Source organism: Stenotrophomonas sp. CASM106, from assembly GCF_049384825.1.
Taxonomy (GTDB): Bacteria; Pseudomonadota; Gammaproteobacteria; order Xanthomonadales; family Xanthomonadaceae; genus Stenotrophomonas; species Stenotrophomonas muris.
The window spans coordinates 74,274-97,380 of sequence record NZ_JBMRFS010000010.1 but is presented as its reverse complement, the minus strand read 5'-3'; the positions used below and the strand labels follow the sequence as shown (position 1 = coordinate 97,380).

Genomic DNA, 23,107 nt, shown 5'->3' with positions numbered 1-23,107 from the left:
TGACGCGCCCCGCAGCCCCGAATGCCAGCACCTTCCCGAGGTGCTGGAGCGCGCGCCCGCGCCATGCATGAAGATGCCTGCAGTTTTCACTGGTGCAAGGAACTGATTTGAACGCATCCACACGCCTGATTCCCGTTCTCCTGCTTGGCGCGCTGGCCGGCTGCAACAACCCGGCGGGGCTGGCGGTCGCCGACCCCGGGCTGGGGAAGGTGAACGCCTACATCGAGTGTTACAACGGCGTCGAACAGCCCATCCGCGAGGGTTTCCAGACCTATACGGGCTGGATGAAGGATCCCGAGGCCGGCCCGACCGGCAAGGAAGCGCAGCCGCGTTCACCCGGCAAGCTGTTGTCGCACCGGGTCGACTATTGCGGCCAGCCGCTGACCGATGCGCTGGCAAAGACCCCTGCCACGCCGCTGGATGCACCAGCGCGACAGTACCAGCGGGCATTCCAGGCACTGAACACCCTGATCGAGCGTGCCGATGGGTACTTCACCCGCGAGGACTATCGTCGCGATGGTGGCGAAGGGATGCGCAGCCAGCATACCCCGCTGATGCAGGCCTATGCTGATTTCTTCAAGGCCAGCGAAGCGATGGATGCTGCGCTGGAAAAGAACGAGAACGATCGCCGCGCCGCCCAGCTGAAGCAGATCGAGGAAAGCGAAGGCCGCTCGCTGGCCTATTACCACCTGCGCCTTGTCGGCGATGGCAAGCAGCTGGCGATGGCGTTCCAGAGCGACGCACCGGACGTTGCGGCGTTGCGCGGCCAGCTGGCCGACTATCAGGCGCTGGTGACGGAAATCCAGAACAGTGGTGTCGGCAAGGACGACCCGATGTGGGGTCATGTGCAGCGTTCGGCCGACAAGCTGGTGCGTACCGCCGGTCGCGGTGTCGAACGTCTGGAGCAGGGCAAGCCGATCACCGCCGATGCGTTGGCCGCCGAGCGCAAGGCGTCGGGCAGCTGGCTCACCACCGATCCTGAGGGCGCGCAGTCGACGATCCTGGATGCCTACAACGACCTGGTGACCACCAGCAACCGCATGCGTTGAGGAGGATCCACGCATGGCATGGAGCTACCGAGGGTAGTGCCGGGTCACGCCCGGCACGCACCCTGCGGGTTTGGTAGTGCCGGCCGCTGGCCGGCATGTGCCTCAATGGCTGAATGCATCCGGTAGTTCACCCCCGCACTTGCGGCAATGCCGGGCATCCGGCTCGTGGCCTTCCAGCCCGCAGTGCGGGCAGCCACGCGCATCGCGGCGCGCGGCCAGCTCGGCTTCGCGCATGGTGCTGGCCAGCTCCGCGGTGTAGATGCCGGTGGGCACGGCGATGATGCTGTAGCCGATCAGGATCAGCACCGACGTGACGAAGCGGCCAAGCACGGTCTGCGGCACGATGTCGCCGAAGCCGACCGTGGCCATGGTCACCACCGCCCAGTACATGCTGGCCGGGATGTTGGTGAAGCCGTGTTCGGGGCCCTCGATCACGTACATCAGCGCGCCGGCGATGATGGTGATGGTGATCACCGTGAACAGGAACACCAGCACCTTGCGCCTGCTGCGCCACAGCGACGTCATCAGCACGCCGCTTTCCTCGATGTAGCGGGTCAGCTTGAGGATGCGGAACACGCGCAGGATGCGCAGCGCGCGTACCACCAGCAGGCTCTGCGCGCCAGGAATGAACATCGACAGGTAGGCGGGCAGGATCGACAGCAGGTCGATGATGCCCCAGATGCTCACCGCGTAACGCAGCGGACGCTTGACCACGGCCAGCCGCAGCAGGTACTCGGCGGTGAAGATGATCGTGAAGGCCCATTCCAGGATGTACAGGCCGGTGGACCATTCGGCATGCAGGTGCTGCACGCTGTCGATCATCACCACCAGGATGCTGGCGACGATCGCCACTACCAGGATCAGGTCGAAATTGCGCGAGGGCCGCGAGTCGTGGCGGTAGATGATGTCGAACCACCGGCGGCGCCAGCCGGTCTCGGTGGCGGGGTTCAGCTGGGGGGCAGAAAACGGTCGCATGGGCGCATTGTGCCGCAGGGGTTCCGGCGCGAGAATGGGGATTCCTGAACCCTGCCGACTGCCATGACCGCCGCTACCGATCCGCTGATCTCCCTTTCGCACTATTACCTGCCGGTCTACAAGCCCCGTCAGGTGGTACTGGAGCGAGGCCAGGGCGCCCGCGTGTGGGACAGCCAGGGCCGTGAGTTCATCGACCTGGCCGCCGGCATCGCCGTGTGCGGGCTGGGCCACAACGATCCGGACCTGGTGGCCGCACTGGTCGAGCAGGCCGGCAAGCTCTGGCACACCAGCAACGTGTTCTACAGTGCGCCGCCGCTGCACCTGGCCGAGGAGCTGGTGAAGGCCAGCCGCTTCGCCGAGCGCGTGTTCCTGTGCAACTCCGGCGCCGAAGCCAACGAAGTGGCGATCAAGATGGTCCGCAAGTGGGCCTCCAGCCAGGGCCGCCCGGCCGACAAGCGGGTGATCATCACCTTCCGTGGCAGTTTCCACGGCCGCACCCTGGGCGCGGTGACCGCCACTGCCCAGCCGAAGTACCAGGAAGGCTACGAGCCGCTGCCCGGCGGCTTCCGCTACATCGATTTCAACGATGAAGTACAGCTGGAAACCGCGATGGCCGCCGGCGACGTGGCGGCGGTGATGCTGGAGCCGATCCAGGGCGAGGGCGGCGTGATGCCGGCCAAGTCCGGTTTCCTCAAGCGCGTGCGCGAACTGTGCGACCAGCACAACGCACTGCTGGTGCTGGACGAGATCCAGGCCGGCATGGGCCGCACCGGCACGCTGTTCGCGCACTGGCAGGACGACGTGGTGCCGGACATGGTTACCCTGGCCAAGGCACTCGGTGGCGGCTTCCCGATCGGCGCGATGCTGGCCGGCCCGAAGGTGGCCGAGACCATGCAGTTCGGCGCGCACGGCACCACCTTTGGTGGCAACCCGCTGGCTGCTGCGGTGGCCCGCGTGGCGCTGCGCAAGCTGGCCTCGGCGGAGATCGCCGCCAACGTCAGTCGCCAGTCCAAGGCGCTGCGCGATGGCTTCGCCCGCATCAACGACGAGTTCGGTGTGTTCAGCGACGTGCGTGGTCGTGGCCTGATGCTGGGCGCGGTGCTGAGCAAGGACTTCGCCGGCCAGGCCGGTGCGATCCTCGACCACGCCGCCGAGCAGGGCCTGCTGACCCTGCAGGCCGGCCCGGACGTGCTGCGCTTCGTGCCGTCGCTGAACATCACCGACGAAGAAGTGGCCGAAGGCCTGAAGCGCCTGCGCGCGGCGATTGCCGCGTTCATCGCCGCGCGCTGAGGCCATCGTGCCGGGGTCGGATCCCTCTTCTGCGGAGAGGGCTCTGACCCCGTTGCTGAGGAATGCCCGTAGAGCCGAGCCCATGCTCGGTTCATCGCGATGCCAGGCCACAGCAGCCGAGCATGGGCTCGGCTCTACAGTAGTTCACGCAATCCGGTAGCGCTTCAACACCTTGCCCAATCCCCGGCCATCGCGCACGGTTTCCGCGTGCAGGCCGGCAGCGCGCGCGCCACGCACATTGGCGAACAGGTCATCGACGAACAGCGTGCGCGAAGGTGCCACGCCCAGCGCTTCCAGCGTGCGCAGAAACACCGCCGGCGCAGGTTTGCGCAGGCCGAAATCCGCACTGCAGAACACGCGCGCCTGCAGGGCAGGAAACAGTTCCGGCAGCAGGGTGGGCAATGCCTGCTGCATCAGCGCGCCGTTGTTGGTCAGCACCGCGATTGGCAGTTGCAGGGCCTGCAATCGTTGCAACACGGCCGCCTGAGGATGGCTGGCGGCCCGTCGCGCCGCGGTCCATGCAGCCACATCGACAGTCGTGCCCAGAAGCTCTCCCAGCTGCGCCAGATAGGCCGGGCCGTCCAGCGTGCCATTGTCATGCGCTGCTTCCAGACCGCTGTCGTACAGCGCGGCCTGTACGGCGTGCGTCGGAACCTGCAGTGTCCGGGCCAGATGCAGCACGCGTTGCCCGCGCTGGTACTGCACCAGCACGCCATCCACATCCAGCAGCAACAGGTCGATCCGCATCGGCTGAGCATGCCATTGCGATGAGTGCGCGGGAAACCCTGGAGCTGGCATGCGACAGACGGTCGCAGACGGCGCCGCAGGGGGCTGCCTAGAATGGCGCTTGAATCCGCAGGAGATGCAATGATGAAGGCTTGGAGGGTGGCAGTGGGACTGGGTGCGCTGATGCTGGCGCCGTCGGCGATGGCGCGGGTGTGTGCGGTGAGCATCGACAGCACCGACCAGATGAGCTTCAGCAGCCGCGAGATCAAGGTTGCCGCTGATTGCACCGCCGTGGACCTGACCCTGCGCCATACCGGCAAGCTGGCGGTCACCGCGATGGGCCACAACTGGGTGCTGACCCGCAGCGCTGATTACCAGCCGGTGGCGATGGCGGGCATGCGCATGACCCTGGCTGACAGCTACCTGCCGAAGGCCGACAAGCGCGTGCTGGCGCACACCAAGGTGATCGGCGGCGGCGAGACCACGCGCGTGCGTTTCTCTACCCAGGGCCTGCAGAAAGGTGGCGACTACACCTTCTTCTGTTCGTTCCCCGGCCACTTCGCGATGATGAAGGGCAAGTTCCTCTTCGGTTAGAAAAAAAGGGGACGGAGGGGATTAAGTCGTTTGTGCACAAACGACTTAATCCCCTCCGTCCCCTTTTTGCGATCAGCCCTTGGTGGCCTTGAACGCCACGCGTGCAGCGGCGAGGGTGGCCTCGATCACCGCATCGTCGTGCGCGCTGGACAGGAAACCGGCTTCGTACGCCGACGGCGCCAGGAACACGCCCTGGTCCAGCATCGCATGGAAGAAGCGGTTGAACGCCGGGATGTCACAGGCAGTGGCCTGCGCATAGGTCTCCACCTTCTCGCTGGTGAAGAACAGCCCGAACATCGCGCCCACGCGGGTGGTGGTCACGGCCACGCCGGCTTCGGCGGCGGCCGCTTCCAGGCCGGCACACAGGCGCGCGGTGCGCTCGGCCAGGTCGGCGTGGAAGCCCGGCTGCTGGATCAGTTCCAGCATCGCCAGGCCGGCGGCCATCGCCACCGGGTTGCCGCTCAGCGTACCTGCCTGGTAGATCGGGCCGGCCGGGGCGATCTGCTGCATCAGCTCGCGGCGGCCGCCGTAGGCCCCGACCGGCATGCCGCCGCCAATGATCTTGCCGAAGGTGGTCAGGTCCGGGGTGATGCCGTAGTGCGCCTGCGCACCGCCGAGGGCGACGCGGAAGCCGGTCATCACCTCGTCGAAGATCAGCAGCGCGCCATGCTTCGTGCACAGTTCGCGCAGGTGCTGCAGGTAGCCCTCGCGCGGCGGGATGCAGTTGGCGTTGCCGACCACCGGCTCGATGATCAGGCCGGCAATGTCGTCACCCTGCTGCGCGAACAGCGCAGTGGCCGCTTCGAAATCGTTGTAGGGCAGGGTCAGGGTCAGTTCGCTCAGCCCGGCCGGGACGCCCGGCGAGGTCGGCACGCCCAGGGTCAGCATGCCGCTGCCGGCCTTGACCAGGAACGAGTCGCCATGGCCGTGATAGCAGCCTTCGAACTTCACGATGCGGTTGCGGCCGGTCGCACCACGCGCCAGGCGGATCGCCGACAGCGTGGCCTCGGTGCCGGAGTTGACCATGCGCACCATCTCGCACGACGGCACCAGGCGGGTGATGGTCTCGGCCATGGTCACTTCGGCTGCGCACGGCGCGCCGAAGGACAGGCCGTTGTCGATCGCCTTCTTCACCGCCTGGCGCACGGCCGGGTGGTTGTGGCCGACGATCATCGGGCCCCAGGAACCGACGTAGTCGATGTAGCGGTTGCCGTCGACGTCGTACAGGTAGGCGCCGTCGGCGCGCTCGACGAAGAACGGTTCGCCACCGACCGATTTGAACGCGCGTACCGGCGAATTGACGCCGCCCGGCAGCAGTTGCTGGGCGCGGGAGAACAGGGCGTGGGACTGGTCGTGGTTCATGGGGCTTTCCTGGGCGTTACGCGAACTGGGCGAGGTAGGCGCGCTGGGTCGCGACCGGGTCTTCGGCGGCGAACACGCTGCTGACCACGGCGACCAGATCGGCGCCGGCGTCGATGATGGGACCGACATTGTCCGGCGTCAGGCCGCCGATCGCCACCCGCGGCACGCCCAGTGCGGCGCTTTGCCGCAGCAGGTCGGTATGCGCGCGGCTGCTGGTGACCTTGGTCGTGGTCGGGAAGAACGCGCCGAAGGCCACGTAGCTGGCGCCGGCGGCCACGGCCTTCTCTGCATTGGCCAGCTGGTCGTAGCAGGAGGCGCCGATGATGGCCTCGGCACCGAGCAGGGCGCGTGCGCTGGGGATGTCACCGTCGGTGCCGCCGAGGTGCACCCCCGCCGCGCCAACGGCTTTGGCCAGCGCCGGGTCGTCGTTGACGATCAGCGGCACGCCGTGTTCCGCGCACAGCGCCTGCAGGGCGGTGGCCTGCTCCCGCCGCAGCGCGTCACTGGCGGTCTTGTTGCGGTACTGCAGCCAGGTGGCGCCAGCGGCCAGCAGCGGCGCGGTACGGGCCAGCAGGCATGCGGTATCGGGCTCGTCCGGGGTGATCAGGTAGACGCCGCGGGGCGCCGGGGAAGCAGAAGTCATCGATGGCTACCGGTGAGTGGACCGCGATGGGACAATGGCGGCCCGTGAATCCAGCCCTGATTATCCGATGAGCGATGCCACCCCCACCACCTTGCGCACCTGGATGTGCGTGGTCTGCGGCTTCCTGTACAACGAAGCGGAGGGCCTGCCGGAGGAGGGCATCGCGCCGGGGACGCGCTGGGAGGACATTCCGGAGACCTGGACCTGCCCGGACTGCGGGGTCACCAAGGCCGATTTCGAGATGGTCGAGGTCGATTGATGAGGGTAGGTGTGGACCGTTGGTCCACACACCGACACCCTCAATGCAGCCGCGGCATCGGTCCGCCGAGGTCGATCAGCTTCTCGCGCAGCCACTGCGCATCACTGGCTTCCGGGTTGCGCTTCAGGTACTGCCCCAGGTCGTGGCGGGCACCGGCCAGGTACTCCAGTTGCAGGTAGGCCAGGCCGCGGTCACGCAGCGCATCGTCCTGCTCCGGGGCGAGCTTCAGCAGGCGGTCGGCACTGCGCGCGGCGCGGTCCCATTCGCCGGCTTCGGCATACACGCCGTGCAGGTTGCGCAGCATGCGCATCAGGATCGCGCGCGCCGGCGCCGGGTCCAGAATCTGCGCCAGCACCTGGTCGTCGGGCATCTGCCCGCCCAGGTGTGACTTGGCGCGTTCGCGCAGTTCGTCCACGTCCAGCGGGCGACCACCATTGAACGGGTCCATCACCAGCACGCCGTCGTCCACCGGCAGGCGCACCAGGAAGTGGCCGGGGAAGGATACGCCGTCGAGCGGAATGCCCAGCCGCCGCGCGACTTCCATCTGCACCAGCGCCAGCGAGATCGGGTTGCCCAGCCGGCGCTCGAATACTTGGTTGAGGTAGCTGTTGCGCGGGTCGTAATACTCGTCGTGGTCGCCGCTGTAGCCCAGCTCGTCGAACAGGTGGCGGTTGATCGCCGCCATCTTCAATGGACTGTTGTCGATGCTCTCCACTTCCGAGCGGAGGTGGTCGACATGGCTCTGGATCAGCGCATCGTAGGTCGACGGCTGCAGATCGGGGTATTCATCGCGCGCGATCAGCAGCGCGGTCGGCAACAGTGGCAGCGCCTCGTCTTCGAGGTCGGCCAGTGCATCCCAGTCGGGGAGTGTGATCCGGTCCTGCATGGCCACAGACTGGCGTCATTCGCAGGCCGTTTCAAGCGGTGCCGCGTGAAAAATGCAGGGGTCAGATCCCTTTCGCGTGCGAAAGGGATCTGACCCCTGCAGGGTTGCCGGCCAGCGGCCGGCACTACTGCGGGTGCCGGGCGCAGCCCGGCCGTACCTTACTTTTCGATGCCCGGGCCGAATTTCAGCTCCGTGCCGTCCTTCAACTGCAGCTTCTCGGCCTGGCCGGCGTTGAGTTCCAGCACGTAGCGCGCCGGGCCACCGCTGGGGTAGGGCGGGCACATGTCGCCGGCCGAGCACGGCGGTACGTCGCGCTGCTGGCTGACCAGCCTGCGCTGGCTGTCGAAGTACAGGATGTCCAGCGCGATCCTGGTGTTCTTCATCCAGTACGCCTGCATTTCTTCGCGGTCGTGGATGAACAGCATGCCGTGGTCGGCCGCCATCTGGTCGCGGAACATCAGCCCGCGCGCGCGGGTTTCATCGTTGGTGGCCAGCTCCACCTGGTAGCGGGCGCCATCCAGTTCGACCCAATGGCGGGCCGCGTCGGTGGCACAGCCGGCCAGGGCCAGCAGCGGAAGCATCAGCAGCGAACGCAACAGCGACATCGTCAGGATCCTTCGGAAGGGTCAGAGCACGACCGGCGGCTCGCCGCCGACGATCACCACGTCGGCGCGACGGCGCGCGAACAGGCCCACGCAGACCACGCCCGGCAGTTGGTTGAGCTCGCGCTCCAGCTTTTCCGGATCGGTGATCTGCAGGTTGTGGATGTCCAGGATCTGGTTGCCATTGTCGGTGACCACGCCTTCGCGCCAGGTCGGCTGGCCGCCGGTCATGTCGCGGATCTGGCGGGCGACCAGGCTGCGCGCCATCGGGATCACTTCCACCGGCAGCGGGAACCTGCCCAGCACCGGCACCTGCTTGCTCGGGTCGACGATGCAGATGAAGCGCTCGCTGGCCTCGGCGATGATCTTCTCGCGGGTCAGTGCGGCCCCGCCGCCCTTGATCAGGCACTTGTTCGGATCGCACTCATCGGCGCCGTCCACGTACAGCGACAGGTTGCCGCTGTGGTTCAGCTCGATCACTTCGATGCCGTGCTGCTTCAGGCGCGCGGTGCTCTGCTCGGAGCTGGACACGGCGCCCTTGATGCGGTGCTGGATGCGGGCCAGGGCATCGATGAAATAGGCCACGGTGGAACCGGTGCCGACACCGACGATCATGCCGTCTTCGACGTATTCGATGGCTTTCTCGGCGGCCAGGCGCTTGGCTTCGGACATGGGAGAACTCTCAGGCAGGGAATCAGGATTTCTTTTCCAGCGACAGCAGCAGCTTCCACTGCGCGGCAGTCACCGGGAACACCGACAGGCGGTTGCCCTTGGCAACCAGCGGGAAGCCTTCGCCCAGTTCCTCGGCGTGCAGCTTGATCTCGTCCAGCGCGATCACCTGCTTCAGCTTGCGGTCGAAGGCCACGTCCACCAGCATCCAGCGCGGGTTCTCGCGCGTGCTCTTGGGGTCGTAGTAGTCGGATTTTGGATCGAACTGGGTGTCGTCCGGATAGGCGGTGCTGGCCACCGTGGCCAGGCCGACGATGCCCGGCACCTTGGTATTGGAGTGGTAGAACAGGATGCCGTCGCCCACCTGCATGCCATCGCGCATGAAGTTGCGCGCCTGGTAGTTGCGCACCCCGTTCCAGGGTTCGACCTTGACCTTGGCCAGGTCATCAATGGAGAAGGCGTCCGGTTCGGACTTCATCAGCCAGTAGCGCTTGCGGGCGGTCATGCGTTCACGGGGGCAGCGGAGGGGAACAGGGTGCCGTCTTCGGTGCAGATCGCATCCACCGGCACGTCCCACGACGCCACCGGCAAGGACTCGACCTGCTGCACCGCGAACGCAGCACCGACCAGCCAGGGCGGCGCCGGCCGGTCATGGCGGAAGGCGAAGCTGCGATCATACCAGCCGCCCCCCATGCCCAGCCGCCGGCACTGTGCGTCGAAGCCCACCAGCGGGGCCACCACCAGCGCCATCTGCGCCGGTTCCAGCGTATCGTCCAGCGCTACGTCCGGTTCGGGAATGCCGTAGCGGTTGCTGGTCAGCGCCTGCCCCGGCCGCCACGGCGCGAAGCGCAGCACGTCGCCGGCCAGCACCGGCAGGCAGTAGGTGAGGCCTTCGGGCAGTTGCAGCTGCCAGCGGTGCAGGGCGATTTCGCCATCCAGCGCCCAGTAGCCGGCCACGGCGCCTTCGCGCGGGGCGAACGGCAGGGCGAGCAGGGCATCGGCAAGGGATTCGGCGGCAGCAATGCGCTCACCGGCGGAAAGGTCGCGGCGGCGTTGCCGCAGGTCGTGGCGCAGGGCCTGGCGCGGGTCGGTCATGGCAGCGTGCGGCAAGGATCAGCCGCCATTGTGCCGGAAAGAACAAGGGCGACGCCCGAAGACGCCGCCCTTGCTGGAATATTGCATTCTCCGCAATGTCGATGCATGCGAAACGACCTTGAACCCGGGGGCTCAAGTGGGAACGCTGGAGAACCATCGGGCTTCCCGCTACAAGGCGGACCTGCACTCCCGGCGCTGTCGCGCTCCCGGTGTCGTTCTTAAGGGACAAGGCGAATGTTTGCACATGCCGTCGAGTACCGCAGAGAACGCGTGGCCATTATAGCCAGCGTGCAGGATCTGGATAGGCCGTTCGTCGGCAACAGTCCGTGCCAATTCAGATATGCGAAAAGGGGACGGAGGGGATTAAGACGTTTCCGGCACGGATGGGGCGAATGCGCCTTAATCCCCTCCGTCCCCTTTTTCTAGGGGGTGCCGTCGATCGCGCGGTCGAGGCGCCTGTTCAGGTCGGCCAGCGTCTGCTGCAGGGCCACGGCCTGGCGGGCGTTCTCGTCGCGCAGCAGCTGCAGTTCGTGGGCCAGGTTCAGTGCGGCCAGCACGGCGACGCGGTCGACGGCGGCCATGCGGTTGCTGCCGCGGATTTCGCGCATGCGCGCATCGAGCAGGCGCGCGGCGGCCATCAGGCTGTCGCGTTCATCGCCGCCGACACCCACCGTGTATTCACGATCGAGGATGCGGACACTGACCGGTTCGGCGCTCATGTGTGCTGCTCCAGGGATTTGAGCCGGCTGATCATTGCTTCCACCCGCGAGCGTGCCTGCTCGTTCTTGGCCAGCAGCGTGGAACGCTCGGCCACCAGCTGTTCCTGCTGGTGGCGCAGGCTGCGGTTCTCCTCGGCCAGGCGCTGGTTGCGTTCGAGCAACGCTTCCACGCGGGCGGCGAAGTCCTGCAGCTGGGCAAGGGGATCGGCGGGTTCCATGCGGGCACGATAGGCAAGCCGGGCAAGGGCGGTCAAGCGTTGTCGCAGCAAGGCCTGGCGGCCGCAGAGAGGACGCCGCCGGGTTGCTACACTACGGGGTCTCACGGGCGCGCGCGTGCGCGCCCCGGGTTTCCTTTCCGAACGAGCCGCACGATGACCGAACTTCCCTCCGTCGACGACGTTACCCGCGCCAGCCAGGAACTGGGCCTGGGCGCTACCGCTGCCGAGCTGCACGGTGCGCTGTGTGGCTGGCTGGCCGCCGGTGGCGCCCCCGGCAACGACTGGCCGGCACGGGTGCTGGCCGACGACAACCTGCCGCCGGTGGCTGCCGACAGCGTGCTGGGGCAGCTGCTGCAGGCGACCATCAAGCAGCTGGAAGACCGCGACTTCGCCTTCGAACTGCTGCTGACAGACGGCGACGATGTGTCCGCGCAGGCCGATGCCATGTTCAGCTGGACCCGCTCGTTCCTGGGTGGTTTCGGCCTGGGCAGCGGCGGCCGTCGCCCGACCTTGTCCGAAGAGGGTGAAGAAGCGCTGACCGACATGGCCAGCCTGGCACGCGCCTCCAGCGAGGATTTCGAAGCGGGTGGCGATGATGACGACGAAGCACTGTCGGAGATCGAGGAGTTCATCCGCGTGGCGGTACTGCTGCTGCACGGTGACGTGGTGCTGGCCTCGCGCCATCGGCAGCGCCTGAACTGATGGACATCAAGCAGCGCACCGGCATCGCGGCCGGCGAATACAAGCGTCGGCGCCGCCAGCTGATGGACATGGCCGGCGAGGACGCGATCCTGGTGCTGCCGGCCGCGGCCGAGAAGGTGCGCAGCCTCGATACCCATTACCCGTTCCGCCAGGACTCGGACTTCCAGTACCTGAGCGGTTTCCCGGAGCCGGAGGCGGTATTGGTGCTGATCCCGGGCCGGCGCCACGGCGAGGCCATCCTGTTCTGCCGCGAACGTGATGCCGAGCGCGAAGCCTGGGACGGCAGCCGTGCCGGCCAGGAAGGCGCGGTGGCGCAGTACGGCATGGACGATGCGTACCCGATCGATGATCTGGACGACATCCTGCCGGGCCTGTTGGAAGGCCGTTCGCGCGTCTACTACCACTTCGGTCGCGACGCCGATTTCGACCTGAAGCTGATCGGCTGGGTCAACCGCGTGCGTTCGCAGGTGCGCCACGGCGCGCAGCCGCCGCATGAATTCCTTGAACTGGGCCATCTGCTGCACGAGCAGCGCCTGTTCAAGTCCGGTGCGGAAGTTGCATTGATGCACCACGCCGCCCAGATCAGCGTGCGTGCACATCTGGCGGCGATGAAGGCTGCCAGGGCCGGCATCCACGAATACGAGCTGCAGGCCGAGCTGGAACGCGTGTTCCGCGCCAGCGATGCGGTGCCGGCGTATTGCAGCATCGTCGGTGCGGGCCGCAACGGTTGCATCCTGCATTACCGGGACAACAACGCGCGTTCGCGCGACGGCGAGCTGGTGCTGATCGACGCCGGTGCCGAGTACCGTGGCTACGCCAGCGACATCACCCGCACGTTTCCGGTGAATGGCCGCTTCAGCGCCGAGCAGCGTGCACTGCACGACCTGGTCGGCGATGCACAGGCCGCCGCGCTGGCCCAGGCCAGGCCGGGCGTGCCGTACGAGGCCGGTCACCTGGCCGCGGTGCAGACCCTGACCGAGGGCCTGCTGCGGCTGGGCCTGCTGAAGGGGACGCTGGAAAAGAACCTGTCCGAAGGCCTGTACCAGCGTTTCTACCGGCACAAGACCGGGCACTGGATCGGGCTGGACGTGCACGATGTGGGCGATTACCGCCTGGCGGGCGATTCGCGGCTGCTGGAGCCGGGCATGGCATTCACCATCGAGCCGGGGCTGTACATCGGCGTGGACGATACGACGGTGGAACCGCGCTGGCGCGGCATCGGCATCCGTACCGAGGATGATGTGCTGATCACCGATGACGGTCATCGCGTGCTGACCGAAGGCCTGGCGCGCAGCGCCGACGAGATCGAAGCGGTGATGGCGGGGTAAGGGGTGTTCTGCAGGGCTTGCAGCCCTGCACCCGCAGAGGCAACAGCAAGAGCAACAGCAACAGCGCGCATTCCGTGGGATGGCGGGGCACTGTGGGTGTGCGGGGACGCCGTGAACCCATCCATGGGGGCTTGGTCGCGGCATCCATGCCGCTCACACCCCGCAAACCCACAGTACCCCGCCTTCGACAGGTTCACGCGGCTGTTGGCAACCGCGGTTATTGGCACGCGCGGCTGTTGGTAGGTGTCGACCTTGGTCGACACGGAGCGAGCGCAGCGAGCGACCCGCTTCTGCTTTTCTTTCTTCTTTTTCCGTGGTTGGACGCAGCAGGAAACTGTCAAAGGACGGGCGGGGTGGGTTTGCAGGACCGTTGGCGCCATGGATGGCGCCATCGAGCCCCCATGGATGGGTTTACGGCGTGTCCTGCAAACCCACCCCGCCCGGCCAAGCGCGGCCTTTGATATCAGCGCCCAACCACGAGGGGCTCAGCCGTTCGCCGCCGCAAACGCCGGCCGCGTCAGGTTGTCCGCCTCGCCCTCGGTGCACAGCACTTCGTCTTCAATGCGGATGCCACCATACGGACGGAAGAAATCCACGCGGTCCCAGTTGATCGCATCACCATGGCCGGCATCCTTCACTTCGTTCAACAGCATGTCGATGAAGTACAGGCCCGGTTCAATGGTCACCACCATGCCCGGTTCCAGTACACGGGTCAGGCGCAGGTACGGGTGGCCCGCCGGGCGCTCGATGCGGCCGCCCTCGTCGCTGGCCGCGAAACCGGCCACGTCGTGCACCTGCAGGCCGATCAGGTGGCCGATGCCATGCGGGAAGAATGCGGCGCTGACGCCGGTCTCCAGCGCGGTCTGCGGCGAGACCTTGATCACGCCGAAGTCCTTCAGCACGCCCATCAGCGAAAGATGTGCGTCCACGTGCAGCTGCCTGTAGTCGAAGCCCGGGCGCACCGCTGCGCACATCTGCTGCTGGGCGGCGTCGACGGCAGCAATCATCGCGGCGAATTCGTCGTGGCCCTGCGCGGCGTAGGTGCGTGTGATGTCGCTGGCATAGCCGTGCGCACTGGCGCCGGCATCGATCAGGAAGCTGCGCAGCGGCTGCGGTGCCTTGCGGCCCAGCTCGGTGTAATGCAGCACGGCGGCGTGTTCGTTCAACGCCACGATGTTGCCGTAGGGCAGCTCGTTGGCATCCTGGCCGACGGCCTGGCAGTACGCCATGTGGATGCTGAATTCGTCGGCACCGTTGCGGAACGCGGCCTCGGCGGCGCGGTGGCCGCGCACGCCCAGCACCTGCGCCTGGCGCATCAGCGCGATCTCATACGGCGTCTTGCTGCCGCGGTGCCATTCCAGGTAGTTCACCACCGGTGCCGGGTTGTTCGGCACGTAGCTGCCCAGCGCGCTCTGCGGCTCGCCGAGGATCGCGCAGCGCGACGGGTCGGCCGGCAGCAGGGCCAGCGCCTCTTCGGGCTTGCGGATGATGTGGATGTCGAAGTGCTCCACCCACCAGCCACTCGGTGCGTCCGGTACCACGTGCCAGTAATCGAAGGGCTGGTGGAAGATCACCGCCGGGCGCTTGCCCGGGGTGAACACGATCCAGCTGTTGGGCACCCGGGTCAGCGGCAGCCAGGCCTTGAACTGCGGATTGACCGCGTACGGGTAGTCGCGATCGTCGAACACCTGGTAGTGCAGGGTGCCGCTGGGCACGACCAGATGGTCGAAGCCGCCGCGGGCCAACGCCTGTTCGGCACGTCGGCACAGCACGGCCAGGTGGTCGGGGTACAGGGCGCCGGGGTTTTGCTGGATCATTGCGGTGGCTCGACACGGAAAACGGCCCTAGATTCTGCCGCATACCGGGAAAAACCGCTGTGCTGGAACCGGCACTCAGGCCGTCGAAACCGGTGCCTCGTCGCTGTCTTCGCCTATCCACTGGCGCAGCAGCTGCCGATGTTCGCGTGACAGGGTGAGGAAGCGGAAACCGGTCCAGCTCTGGCCGGGCACATGCGCCGGCTCGCTCCACAGCAGGTGCACGCCCACGTCAATGGCCTCGTGGCGGCCGTCACCGATCGGCAACGGGAAGCGGAACTGGTACAGCGCGTCCTCGCGCAGCGGGGTGCTGGCCAGCATCAACATGCCAGTCTCGGAGACATTGCCGAGCCGGCCCACCACGCATTCGCGCATCTGGTCGGTGACCGGTACCAGGTCCGAGACCTGGCGACGCGGCGCGCGGCGGGTGTCCTGCGGCGGTTGCACGTTCAAACGGACGCCTCCCTGTAACGGCCGCCGGCCAGCGCACGCAGCGCACCGAGGCTGGCCTGCCATGCGCGATCGACCAGCCGCCCCTTGTCTTCGGTGACCAGCTGCGCACGTCCAGCGCTGAGCTGCCGGGCCAGCGTATCAAGGTCGGTATCGGCGATCTTCTGCCCGCGCGGATTGACGAACAGGGCGTGGCCGGTCAGCAGGCTGTACCAGGACAGGCGCTGGCGGCGCAGGGTGCCGTCACCGTTGTCGATGTCGAACCAGCTGCCAAAGGGCAGGGTCACGAGCTGCTGGTAGGCCGCCTCTTCGGCGCTGCTGCGCGGCGTGCGCGGGGCGTCGGCGCTGCCGCTGGCAGCATGTTCGCCCAGTCGTGCACGTGCCTTCAGGCGCGCACTGAGCTCGGTGCGCGAGGTGCTTTCATCCTCGCCTCCTGGCGTGGCCAGGCGGCGCGCAACGGCGGCGGCTTCCTCGGCGTGATAGCCGACCTGCACGAGCGCCGATTCCACCTCGTTGGCCAGCACTGCATCGGTGCCACCGTTGGCATCGACGGCCTGCGCGGTCACCGCGGCGATGCGCTCGGTCTGTAGCAGGCGTTCCTGCCACTGCGGCGAATCTTCGCCATGGCGCAGGCGGGTGAGGGTGAGTGCATCGGCCCAGGCCTGGCGCAGCAGGGTCTGCACGAAGCGCGGCGGCGCCTGTGTCTCGCAGCACTGGTCGATCTGCGCATTGGCCTGGCGACGCGCCAGTTCCAGCCGTTCCTTGCCACGCGCGGCCTCGACGTGGCGGCGCTCGGCCAGTTCGGCGCGATGGGCCGCCGCGCGCTGATGCTGCTGCACGTCCTCGTTGGCGGTGGCGAAGGCCTCGGGCGAGCGTGCATCCTGGCCGAGCAGACCCTGCACGCTCTGCGCCATGCGCTGCAGCAGCTGGGGATCCACGTCATCGTCGCCCAGCCAGTTGGCGCCGACTTCGGCAATCTGGTTGAGCAGTTCGCGTGCAGGGTGTTCGTCGCGCACGAAGAAGCCGGGGTCGGCCATCGCCGCACGCGCCAGTGGTACCTGCAGGCGCGCCAGCAGGGCGGCCGGCACCGGGTCGGGGCGCTGCTGCTGCTGCACCTGCTGCATCAGCAGGCGCAGCAGGTCGAGGTTGTCGCGGTCGTGGCTGCCCAGCTGGGCCTGCGCGCCGTGCTCGCTGCGCAGCTGGGCGACCACCGCAGCCTGCAGGTCGGCGACGCCGGTGGCCGCGCTGGACTGGGCCTGCAGTCGCGCGAGGACCGCATCGACGGCCGCACTGGGCACGGCAGCGGTGTCCGCAGGAGGGGCAGTGGCATGGCGGGCCTGCTGCAGCAATTCATGCAGCGCACTGCCGGTGGACGTGGTCACGCCAGCGGTGGCTGCGCCCGGCGTACCCGCGTTGTTGAATGCGTCCTGCACCAGGTTCGACCAGGAACCGGCCGGAGCGGAGCCGTTCCAGCCGGTCAACGGCGCGGCGGAACGCTTGGCAGGCTGGGTCGTGCGGCCGCCGCCCACCGACTGGGTGATGATCCGCCGGGTGCTCGACGAGCGTGCCAGGTACGGGGTGTAGACCAGGCCCGGCAGCACGCCATGCTGGGCCAGCAGCGCATTGGCGCGGTCCAGCACATCGCCCAGGCGTTCCAGCACCTGCCGCTCGAAGCTGCGGTACAGCGCAAGCTGCACCTCCACGCCAAGGGCGTCCTGTTCGGCGATCCGGCGCACCATCGCGCACAGGGCCTGCGGTGCCAGTGGCAGGGTGTCGGCCTCGAACGCCGGCGCCGCCGCGAGCACGCCCAGGCGCTGTCCCAGCAGGTTCAACGTATTGGTTGAACGCAGGGTCTCGCGCCGGATCATTTCGGTCAGCAGCAGGTCGCGATCCACCTCGTGCTCATCGACCAGCGACAGGCCGAGCGTGCCCGGTAGCGGCGGCGGCGAAGCAGGCGCCGCAGCGGCGGTGGACGGCTCGCGCAGGCCCGCCAGCGCTTCGGCCACGGCATCGAGCATGCGGTCGGCGAAATGGCCGGCGAAGGCGTGCAGCTGGCCACGCTGGGCCATCAGGTCCGCCTGCTGCATCGGATTGCGTGCGCGGTCGGCGTCGTGCAGCAGCGTCTGCTCCAGCGCTTCGACGGTCAGGATCAGGGGCGCGGCCAGCGTTTGCCGGCACAGGCCGATCAACGCACCCAGCAGCTCACGCACCCGCGGTGGCAGGTCGCTGGCGGCCAGGCGTGCCTTGTCGGCAGAGGTGATGGAAAAGACAGCTGACATCGGCGAGCGGTACCCGGATTCCCGCGGATCGATCCTGTGAATCTACCGTGTCGGCCGCAGTCGGCGCTACTTTAGGCTGAACGTGTCTCACGTTCATCGGGCAGGGCCGACGGATGAACGGTAGTGCCTGCCGCTGGCCGGCAGCGCTGTCTTTACCAGAGTGCCGGCCAGCGGCCGGCACTACCCGGTATGGCGGAAGGCTTATTCCTCCAGGAACAGGCTCACCACATCGTTGGTGAACCGGCGGCCCAGCTCGGTCGGCTGCACATGACCCTCCGCCACCTCCAGCCAGCCGCGCTGGACGGCCTCGGCCAACGGAGCGTCCAGCACGCCGCGCGGCAGCCCGGTGCGCGACTCGAAATCGCGAAGGCCGAACCCTTCGTGCAGGCGCAGCAGGTTGAGCATGTACTCGAACGGCAGGCGCTCGGCTGCGATCACATCGTCACCCCCGAAAGAGGCCGGCGTGCCAGCGCTGTCCAGGTAGGCCTGCGGATGCTTCAGCTTCCAGCGGCGCAGCACGTGTTCTTCGGCGCCCGAGCTGATCTTGCCGTGCGCACCGGCACCGATGCCCAGGTAATCGCCGAAACGCCAGTAGTTCAGGTTGTGCGCGCTTTGCCGGCCGGGGCGCGCATAGGCGCTGACCTCGTACTGGCCGAAACCAGCCTGTGCCAGCAATGCCTGGCAGTGTTCCTGCATGTCCCAGGCGTTGTCTTCGTCGGGAATGCCCTGCGGCGGCCGCGCGAAGAACACCGTGTTCGGTTCCAGGGTCAGCTGGTAGTGCGAGATGTGCGCCGGCTGCAGCGCGAACGCACGCTCCAGGTCGGCCTCGGCGCCGGCCAGGGTCTGTTCCGGCAGCGCATACATCAGGTCGATGTTGAAATTGTCGTAGCCCGCGTCCTGCGCCATCTTCACCGCGCGCTCGGCTTCGCCACTGTCGTGGATGCGGCCGAGGCGCTTGAGCATGGCGTCGTCGAAACTCTGGATGCCGAAGCTCAGGCGGTTCACGCCGGCCGCGCGGTAGCGGTCGAAACGGCCATGCTCGGCGGTGCCCGGGTTGGTCTCCAGGGTGATCTCGGCATTGGGGGCAAAGCGCAGGCGCGCGCTGGCCTGCTGCAGGAAGCGGTCGATCGCCTCCGGCGGGAACAGGCTGGGCGTACCGCCGCCGAAGAACACGCTGTGCACCACCCGGCCCCAGACCAGCGGCAGGTCCTGGTCCAGGTCGCGCAGCAGTGCATCGATGTAGGCCTCGAACGGCAACTCGCCCCTGGCCTGGTGCGAATTGAAATCGCAGTACGGGCATTTGCGCACGCACCACGGCAGGTGCACGTACAGCGACAGCGGTGGCGGCACCAGCCGCGGTGCGCCGTCGTGGTCAGCGGAGCAGGCTTCGCCGGGCAGGTGGTTGCAGTGGTCGTGGGCGTGCGGCATGGGCTTCATCGGTAGTGCCGGCCGTTGGCCGGCTTCCCTGGTTCGATCAGGTCGGGCGTCAGTACAGCGTCGCCAGCTGCTGCTTGAGCTGCTGCAGGGCAATGGCACGGTGGCTGATGGCGTTCTTCAGCGCCGGCTCCATTTCCGCGGCGGTCAGGCCGTGGGTGGTGTCCAGGAACACCGGGTTGTAGCCGAAACCATTCGTGCCACGCAGCTCACGGATGATCTGCCCTTCCCAGCGGCCTTCGCAGATCAGCGGCTGCGGGTCGGTGGCGTGGCGCAACAGCACGATCACCGCATAGAAGCGGGCACTGCGCTGGCCATCGGGAACACCGGCCATCGCGTCCAGCAGCTTGGCGTTGTTGGCAGCGGCGTTGGTCGGGTGGCCGGCATAGCGCGCGCTGTACAGGCCCGGTGCACCACCCAGGGCATCGACGATCAGGCCGGAATCATCGGCCAGCGCCGGCAGGCCGGTCGCTTCGCAGGCGGCGCGTGCCTTCAGCAGCGCGTTCTCGACGAAGGTCAGGCCGGTCTCTTCCACGTCGCCCAGGCCCAGCTCGGCGGCCGAGGTGATCTGCAGCGGCAGGTCGGCGAGGATCTCCTGCATCTCCACCAGCTTGCCGGCATTGTGGCTGGCCAGTACCAGTTTCTTCATTGACGGGGCTCCAACAGGTCCCAGGTGTTGCCATACAGGTCGCGGAATACCGCGACCGTTGCATAGGGTTCTTCGCGCGGTGCTTCCAGGAACTCGACGCCGGCGGCCAGCATCGCCGCGTGGTCGCGGTGGAAGTCGTCGGTGTTGAGGAAGAAGGCAACGCGGCCACCGGTCTGGTTGCCGATGCGGCTGCGCTGTTCCTCGTCGCTGGCACGGGCCAGCAGCAGGGCGGCGGCGCTGCCGTCGGTCGGGCCGACCACCACCCAGCGCTTGTGCCCCTGGTCGATGTCTTCGAGCAATGCGAAGCCGAGCTTGCCGGTGTACCAGGCAATGGCTTCGTCATAGTCGGCCACCACCAGGGTGGTCAGGGCGATGCGCCGGTTCATGCCGACAGCGCCGCCTGCTGCGCGGCGAGCAGCTCGGCCACGCCCTTCTCGGCCAGGCCCAGCAGCGCGTCCAGTTCATCGCGACGGAAGGCGTGGCCTTCGGCGGTGCCCTGCAGCTCGATGAAGCCGCCACCGTCGTTCATCACCACGTTCATGTCGGTGTCGCAGTCGCTGTCTTCGGCGTAGTCCAGGTCCAGCACCGGGGTGCCGCGGTACACGCCCACCGACACCGCTGCAACTGCGCCCAGGACCGGGTTGCGCTTGATGTCGCCACGCTTCATCAGCACGTTCACCGCATCGACCAGGGCCACATAGGCGCCGGTGATGGCGGCGGTGCGGGTGCCACCGTCGGCCTGCAGCACGTCGCAGTCGAGGGTGATGGTGCGTTCGCCCAGCGCATTGCGGTCCACGCAGGCACGCAGGCTGCGGCCGATCAGGCGCTGGATCTCCAGCGTGCGGCCGCCCTGCTTGCCACGGGCCGCTTCGCGGTCGCTGCGGGTATGGGTGGCGCGCGGCAGCATGCCGTACTCGGCGGTGACCCAGCCTTCGCCCTTGCCGCGCAGGAAGCCCGGCACGCGGTTCTCGACGCTGGCGGTGCACAGCACGCGGGTTTCGCCGAAGCACACCAGCACCGAACCTTCGGCGTGGCGGGTGAAGCCGCGTTGGATGACGACCGGGCGGAGCTGGTCGGGCTGGCGGCCGCTGGGGCGGGAATCGGACATGGTGCGGGTTCCGTAATGGCGAGGGAGTACGCCGCCACGCCCGCGGCCTTCACGGGGCGGGCAAGGGGGCTCTGGTGAGGGCGCTAGGGTACCATTCCCCCTTTGCACGCACCGGACACATTCCATGATTCGAAGCATGACCGCCTATGCCGGCGGCGAGCGGGTCACCCCGTGGGGCACGCTGGGCTGCGAGCTGCGCTCGGTCAACCACCGCTTCCTGGAGGTCGGCACCCGCCTGCCCGAGGAACTGCGGGCGCTCGAACCGCAGCTGCGCGAGCGTATCGCCGCGCGCCTGAGCCGCGGCAAGCTGGATCTGGTGATGCGCCTGCGCGCGCCGGAGGCGGCTGCCAACCTGCAGGTGGACGAGGCCCTGCTGGGCCAGCTGGGCCGCCTGGCCCACCGCCTGACCTCCGATTTCCCGAACCTGCAGGTCAGCTTCACCGATCTGCTGCAGCTGCCGGGCGTGACCCGCGGCGAGGCCACGGATGCCGCCGCCCTGCAGGTCGAGGCGCTGGCCCTGCTGGACCAGGTGCTGGACGGCTTCGTCGAAGCGCGTGAGCGCGAAGGCGGCAAGCTGGCTGCGGCCATCAGCGAACGCGTGGACGGCATCGAACGCATCGCCACCGAAGTGCGCACCTTGATTCCGGCCATTCGCGACGGCCAGCGCGCCAAGCTGGCCGCCCGTCTGGCTGACCTGCCGCACCCTGTCGACCCGGGCCGTGCGGAGCAGGAGCTGGTCCTGTGGCTGCAGAAGCTGGACGTGGATGAAGAGCTGGACCGGCTCGGCAGCCATATCGTCGAGATCCGCCGCGTGCTCAAGCAGCGCGAGCCGGTCGGCCGCCGCCTGGACTTCCTGCTGCAGGAGTTCAACCGCGAAGCCAATACGCTGGGCTCGAAGTCGGTGGACAGCCGCACGTCCAATGCCGCGGTGGAGCTGAAGGTGCTGATCGACCAGATCCGCGAGCAGGTGCAGAACATCGAATGATGTTGCATCCAGCGATACAGCAGGGACGCCTTCGGGCGCCCTTGTCGTTCCAGCGCATCAGCGCACGCTGACGCCCGGCGCTCCTTCACCCAATCGCCCGACCACGGCCGCCTGGCCGAACCCTGCGTCGTGGAAGCAGGCCAGCACCGCATTCACTGCCTCCGGTGCACAGGACACCAACAGCCCGCCACTGGTCTGCGGATCGGTCAGCAGTGGCTGCCAGTGGCCGGCCAAGCGCTCGGCGAAGCGCACTTCGGCGCCGTACGAGGCCCAGTTGCGGTTGGAGGCGCCGGTCACGCAGCCGCGCTGCAGCAGCTCCAGCGCCTGCGGCAGCAGCGGCACCTGTGTACTGTCCACTTCGGCAGCGACGCCGCTGGCGCGGCACACTTCCAGCAGGTGGCCGAGCAGGCCGAAGCCGGTGACGTCGGTCATCGCGTGCACGCCGTCCAGCGCGGCCAGCGGCACGCCCACGCTGTTCAGGCGGGTGGTCGACGCGATCATCTGCCGGTAGCCCTCTGCATCCAGCACTTCTTTCTTCAGCGCCGACGAGTACACGCCCACGCCCAACGGCTTGCCCAGCACCAGCACATCGCCGGCGCGGGCATCGGCATTGCGCTTGAGCCGCTGCGGATCGAGCACGCCGATCGCGGCAAGACCATAGATCGGTTCCACCGAATCGATGCTGTGGCCGCCGGCCACCACGATGCCGGCGTCGGCGCAGGCACGCTCGCCGCCCTGCAGGATGCCGCGGATGGTGTCCTGCGGCAGGGTGTTGATCGGCATGCCGACGATGGCCAGCGCGAACAGCGGCCGCGCGCCCATCGCGTACAGGTCCGACAACGCGTTGGTGGCGGCGATGCGGCCGAAGTCGAACGGGTCGTCGACAATGGGCATGAAGAAATCGGTGGTAGCGACGATTGCCTGGCGATCATCGAGGCGGTACACCGCGGCGTCGTCGCTGGTCTCGCGGCCGACCAGCAGTTCGGCCGGTGCGGGAAGTGCTGGAACGCCGCGCAGCAGTTCGGACAGCGCACCCGGCGCGATCTTGCAGCCGCAGCCGCCGCCATGCGCGAGAGAGGTCAGTCGTTGCGGGGCATCGGCCGTGGATGGGGCGGGTGACTGCGCGTGCGTGGCCATGCCGACATCTCCTGCGGAAACACGAATGGCGGAAGGCAGCAGGAGTCGAACCTACCAGGGAACGATCGACGCCCCCTACTGGGTTTGAAGCCCAGCCGCATGCCCGGATGCGCATGCCTTCCGAAAGTACGGCG

The 23,107-nt window shown here is 67.7% G+C and carries 26 protein-coding genes, 1 tRNA gene and 1 other RNA gene; 7 read left to right on the top strand and 21 right to left on the bottom strand.

The genetic code is table 11. The annotated features are described in order from the left end of the window. Nucleotides 1-107 precede the first annotated feature (107 nt). Entirely contained in the window at nucleotides 108-1,049 is a 942-nt protein-coding gene (locus VG556_RS19025) for a YiiG family protein (RefSeq protein WP_069117945.1), read from the top strand. A gap of 102 nt (nucleotides 1,050-1,151) precedes the next feature. Here VG556_RS19025 and VG556_RS19020 read toward each other — a convergent pair whose 3' ends face one another. Further along, nucleotides 1,152-2,024 (bottom strand): ion transporter, encoded by an 873-nt coding sequence (locus VG556_RS19020; RefSeq protein WP_014648300.1) that lies wholly within the window; start codon nucleotides 2,022-2,024, stop codon nucleotides 1,152-1,154. Between the two features lie 63 nt (nucleotides 2,025-2,087). Here VG556_RS19020 and VG556_RS19015 point away from each other — a divergent pair, with 63 nt between their 5' ends. Further along, a complete protein-coding gene (locus tag VG556_RS19015) occupies nucleotides 2,088-3,314 on the top strand; it encodes an acetylornithine transaminase (protein WP_049440495.1) in 1,227 nt (408 codons plus the stop codon). Between the two features lie 144 nt (nucleotides 3,315-3,458). Here VG556_RS19015 and VG556_RS19010 read toward each other — a convergent pair whose 3' ends face one another. Next, complete coding sequence (locus tag VG556_RS19010; protein WP_014648298.1) at nucleotides 3,459-4,061, bottom strand: HAD-IA family hydrolase; 603 nt, start codon at nucleotides 4,059-4,061, stop codon at nucleotides 3,459-3,461. A gap of 123 nt (nucleotides 4,062-4,184) precedes the next feature. Between VG556_RS19010 and azu the strand changes: the two genes are divergently transcribed. Beyond that, entirely contained in the window at nucleotides 4,185-4,634 is a 450-nt protein-coding gene (azu, locus tag VG556_RS19005; protein WP_032956045.1) for an azurin, read from the top strand. A gap of 72 nt (nucleotides 4,635-4,706) precedes the next feature. On the opposite strand, the gene hemL is transcribed toward azu, so the two are convergent. Both hemL and thiE read right to left on the bottom strand, forming a co-directional pair. After that, complete coding sequence (gene hemL, locus VG556_RS19000) at nucleotides 4,707-5,996, bottom strand: glutamate-1-semialdehyde 2,1-aminomutase (protein ID WP_049407023.1); 1,290 nt, start codon at nucleotides 5,994-5,996, stop codon at nucleotides 4,707-4,709. A gap of 16 nt (nucleotides 5,997-6,012) precedes the next feature. Next, nucleotides 6,013-6,639, bottom strand: a complete 627-nt coding sequence (thiE, locus tag VG556_RS18995) for a thiamine phosphate synthase (RefSeq protein WP_032956049.1) — start codon at nucleotides 6,637-6,639, stop codon at nucleotides 6,013-6,015. Nucleotides 6,640-6,673: 34 nt separating this feature from the next. On the opposite strand from thiE, the gene VG556_RS18990 reads away from it, so the two are divergent. After that, the gene (locus tag VG556_RS18990; protein WP_075076014.1) at nucleotides 6,674-6,898 is read left to right on the top strand and encodes a rubredoxin; all 225 of its coding nucleotides are present in this window, start codon (nucleotides 6,674-6,676) and stop codon (nucleotides 6,896-6,898) included. A 40-nt stretch (nucleotides 6,899-6,938) separates the two neighbouring features. Here the strand turns inward: VG556_RS18990 and VG556_RS18985 are convergent, their stop codons facing one another. The 8 genes from VG556_RS18985 to VG556_RS18950 all read right to left on the bottom strand — a co-directional run bounded on the left by VG556_RS18985 (nucleotide 6,939) and on the right by VG556_RS18950 (nucleotide 11,087). Then, nucleotides 6,939-7,784 carry a SirB1 family protein gene (locus VG556_RS18985; protein ID WP_024957828.1) on the bottom strand — a complete coding sequence of 282 codons (846 nt, stop codon included), beginning with the start codon at nucleotides 7,782-7,784 and terminating at the stop codon, nucleotides 6,939-6,941. A 158-nt stretch (nucleotides 7,785-7,942) separates the two neighbouring features. Further along, entirely contained in the window at nucleotides 7,943-8,389 is a 447-nt protein-coding gene (locus VG556_RS18980; protein WP_014648292.1) for a DUF192 domain-containing protein, read from the bottom strand. A 21-nt stretch (nucleotides 8,390-8,410) separates the two neighbouring features. Then, entirely contained in the window at nucleotides 8,411-9,058 is a 648-nt protein-coding gene (rpiA, locus tag VG556_RS18975; RefSeq protein WP_014648291.1) for a ribose-5-phosphate isomerase RpiA, read from the bottom strand. Nucleotides 9,059-9,080: 22 nt separating this feature from the next. Next, on the bottom strand, nucleotides 9,081-9,560 hold the full coding sequence (locus VG556_RS18970; RefSeq protein ID WP_014648290.1) for an EVE domain-containing protein: 480 nt from the start codon (nucleotides 9,558-9,560) through the stop codon (nucleotides 9,081-9,083). Further along, the gene (locus VG556_RS18965; protein ID WP_049440492.1) at nucleotides 9,557-10,150 is read right to left on the bottom strand and encodes a 5-formyltetrahydrofolate cyclo-ligase; all 594 of its coding nucleotides are present in this window, start codon (nucleotides 10,148-10,150) and stop codon (nucleotides 9,557-9,559) included. Before VG556_RS18965 ends, VG556_RS18970 begins: the two co-directional genes overlap by 4 nt. A gap of 83 nt (nucleotides 10,151-10,233) precedes the next feature. Continuing rightward, nucleotides 10,234-10,419, bottom strand: a non-coding RNA gene (ssrS, locus tag VG556_RS18960) — 6S RNA. Nucleotides 10,420-10,572: 153 nt separating this feature from the next. Next, entirely contained in the window at nucleotides 10,573-10,869 is a 297-nt protein-coding gene (locus VG556_RS18955; protein ID WP_005410899.1) for a cell division protein ZapA, read from the bottom strand. Further along, nucleotides 10,866-11,087, bottom strand: coding sequence for a TIGR02449 family protein (locus tag VG556_RS18950; RefSeq protein WP_005410898.1), 222 nt, complete (start codon nucleotides 11,085-11,087; stop codon nucleotides 10,866-10,868). Before VG556_RS18950 ends, VG556_RS18955 begins: the two co-directional genes overlap by 4 nt. A 153-nt stretch (nucleotides 11,088-11,240) precedes the next feature. Here VG556_RS18950 and VG556_RS18945 point away from each other — a divergent pair, with 153 nt between their 5' ends. After that, nucleotides 11,241-11,789, top strand: coding sequence for a YecA family protein (locus VG556_RS18945; protein WP_014648288.1), 549 nt, complete (start codon nucleotides 11,241-11,243; stop codon nucleotides 11,787-11,789). 5 nt (nucleotides 11,790-11,794) lie between these two features. After that, on the top strand, nucleotides 11,795-13,117 hold the full coding sequence (locus tag VG556_RS18940; protein ID WP_087786593.1) for an aminopeptidase P N-terminal domain-containing protein: 1,323 nt from the start codon (nucleotides 11,795-11,797) through the stop codon (nucleotides 13,115-13,117). Nucleotides 13,118-13,602: 485 nt separating this feature from the next. Here VG556_RS18940 and pepQ read toward each other — a convergent pair whose 3' ends face one another. From pepQ to rph, 7 genes are all read right to left on the bottom strand, one after another. Next, the gene (gene pepQ / locus VG556_RS18935; protein WP_100450563.1) at nucleotides 13,603-14,934 is read right to left on the bottom strand and encodes a Xaa-Pro dipeptidase; all 1,332 of its coding nucleotides are present in this window, start codon (nucleotides 14,932-14,934) and stop codon (nucleotides 13,603-13,605) included. 75 nt (nucleotides 14,935-15,009) lie between these two features. Then, a complete protein-coding gene (locus tag VG556_RS18930; protein WP_014648285.1) occupies nucleotides 15,010-15,384 on the bottom strand; it encodes a PilZ domain-containing protein in 375 nt (124 codons plus the stop codon). Beyond that, entirely contained in the window at nucleotides 15,381-17,660 is a 2,280-nt protein-coding gene (locus tag VG556_RS18925; protein WP_423180038.1) for a DUF1631 family protein, read from the bottom strand. Before VG556_RS18925 ends, VG556_RS18930 begins: the two co-directional genes overlap by 4 nt. Nucleotides 17,661-17,861: 201 nt before the next feature. Continuing rightward, on the bottom strand, nucleotides 17,862-19,088 hold the full coding sequence (gene hemW, locus VG556_RS18920; protein WP_100450918.1) for a radical SAM family heme chaperone HemW: 1,227 nt from the start codon (nucleotides 19,086-19,088) through the stop codon (nucleotides 17,862-17,864). Between the two features lie 58 nt (nucleotides 19,089-19,146). Next, nucleotides 19,147-19,743 carry an RdgB/HAM1 family non-canonical purine NTP pyrophosphatase gene (rdgB, locus tag VG556_RS18915; protein ID WP_014648282.1) on the bottom strand — a complete coding sequence of 199 codons (597 nt, stop codon included), beginning with the start codon at nucleotides 19,741-19,743 and terminating at the stop codon, nucleotides 19,147-19,149. Continuing rightward, nucleotides 19,740-20,129 carry a VOC family protein gene (locus tag VG556_RS18910; RefSeq protein WP_032956062.1) on the bottom strand — a complete coding sequence of 130 codons (390 nt, stop codon included), beginning with the start codon at nucleotides 20,127-20,129 and terminating at the stop codon, nucleotides 19,740-19,742. The genes rdgB and VG556_RS18910 overlap by 4 nt, the downstream gene beginning before the upstream one ends. Then, the gene (gene rph / locus VG556_RS18905) at nucleotides 20,126-20,851 is read right to left on the bottom strand and encodes a ribonuclease PH (RefSeq protein ID WP_014648280.1); all 726 of its coding nucleotides are present in this window, start codon (nucleotides 20,849-20,851) and stop codon (nucleotides 20,126-20,128) included. Before rph ends, VG556_RS18910 begins: the two co-directional genes overlap by 4 nt. Nucleotides 20,852-20,975: 124 nt before the next feature. Here rph and VG556_RS18900 point away from each other — a divergent pair, with 124 nt between their 5' ends. After that, nucleotides 20,976-21,836, top strand: a complete 861-nt coding sequence (locus VG556_RS18900; protein ID WP_005410888.1) for a YicC/YloC family endoribonuclease — start codon at nucleotides 20,976-20,978, stop codon at nucleotides 21,834-21,836. Nucleotides 21,837-21,893: 57 nt separating this feature from the next. Here VG556_RS18900 and selD read toward each other — a convergent pair whose 3' ends face one another. Together selD and VG556_RS18890 are read right to left on the bottom strand one after the other, a co-directional pair. Beyond that, complete coding sequence (selD, locus tag VG556_RS18895; RefSeq protein ID WP_100450561.1) at nucleotides 21,894-22,973, bottom strand: selenide, water dikinase SelD; 1,080 nt, start codon at nucleotides 22,971-22,973, stop codon at nucleotides 21,894-21,896. A gap of 26 nt (nucleotides 22,974-22,999) precedes the next feature. Continuing rightward, a tRNA-Sec gene (locus VG556_RS18890) sits at nucleotides 23,000-23,095 on the bottom strand. Nucleotides 23,096-23,107: the final 12 nt, after the last annotated feature.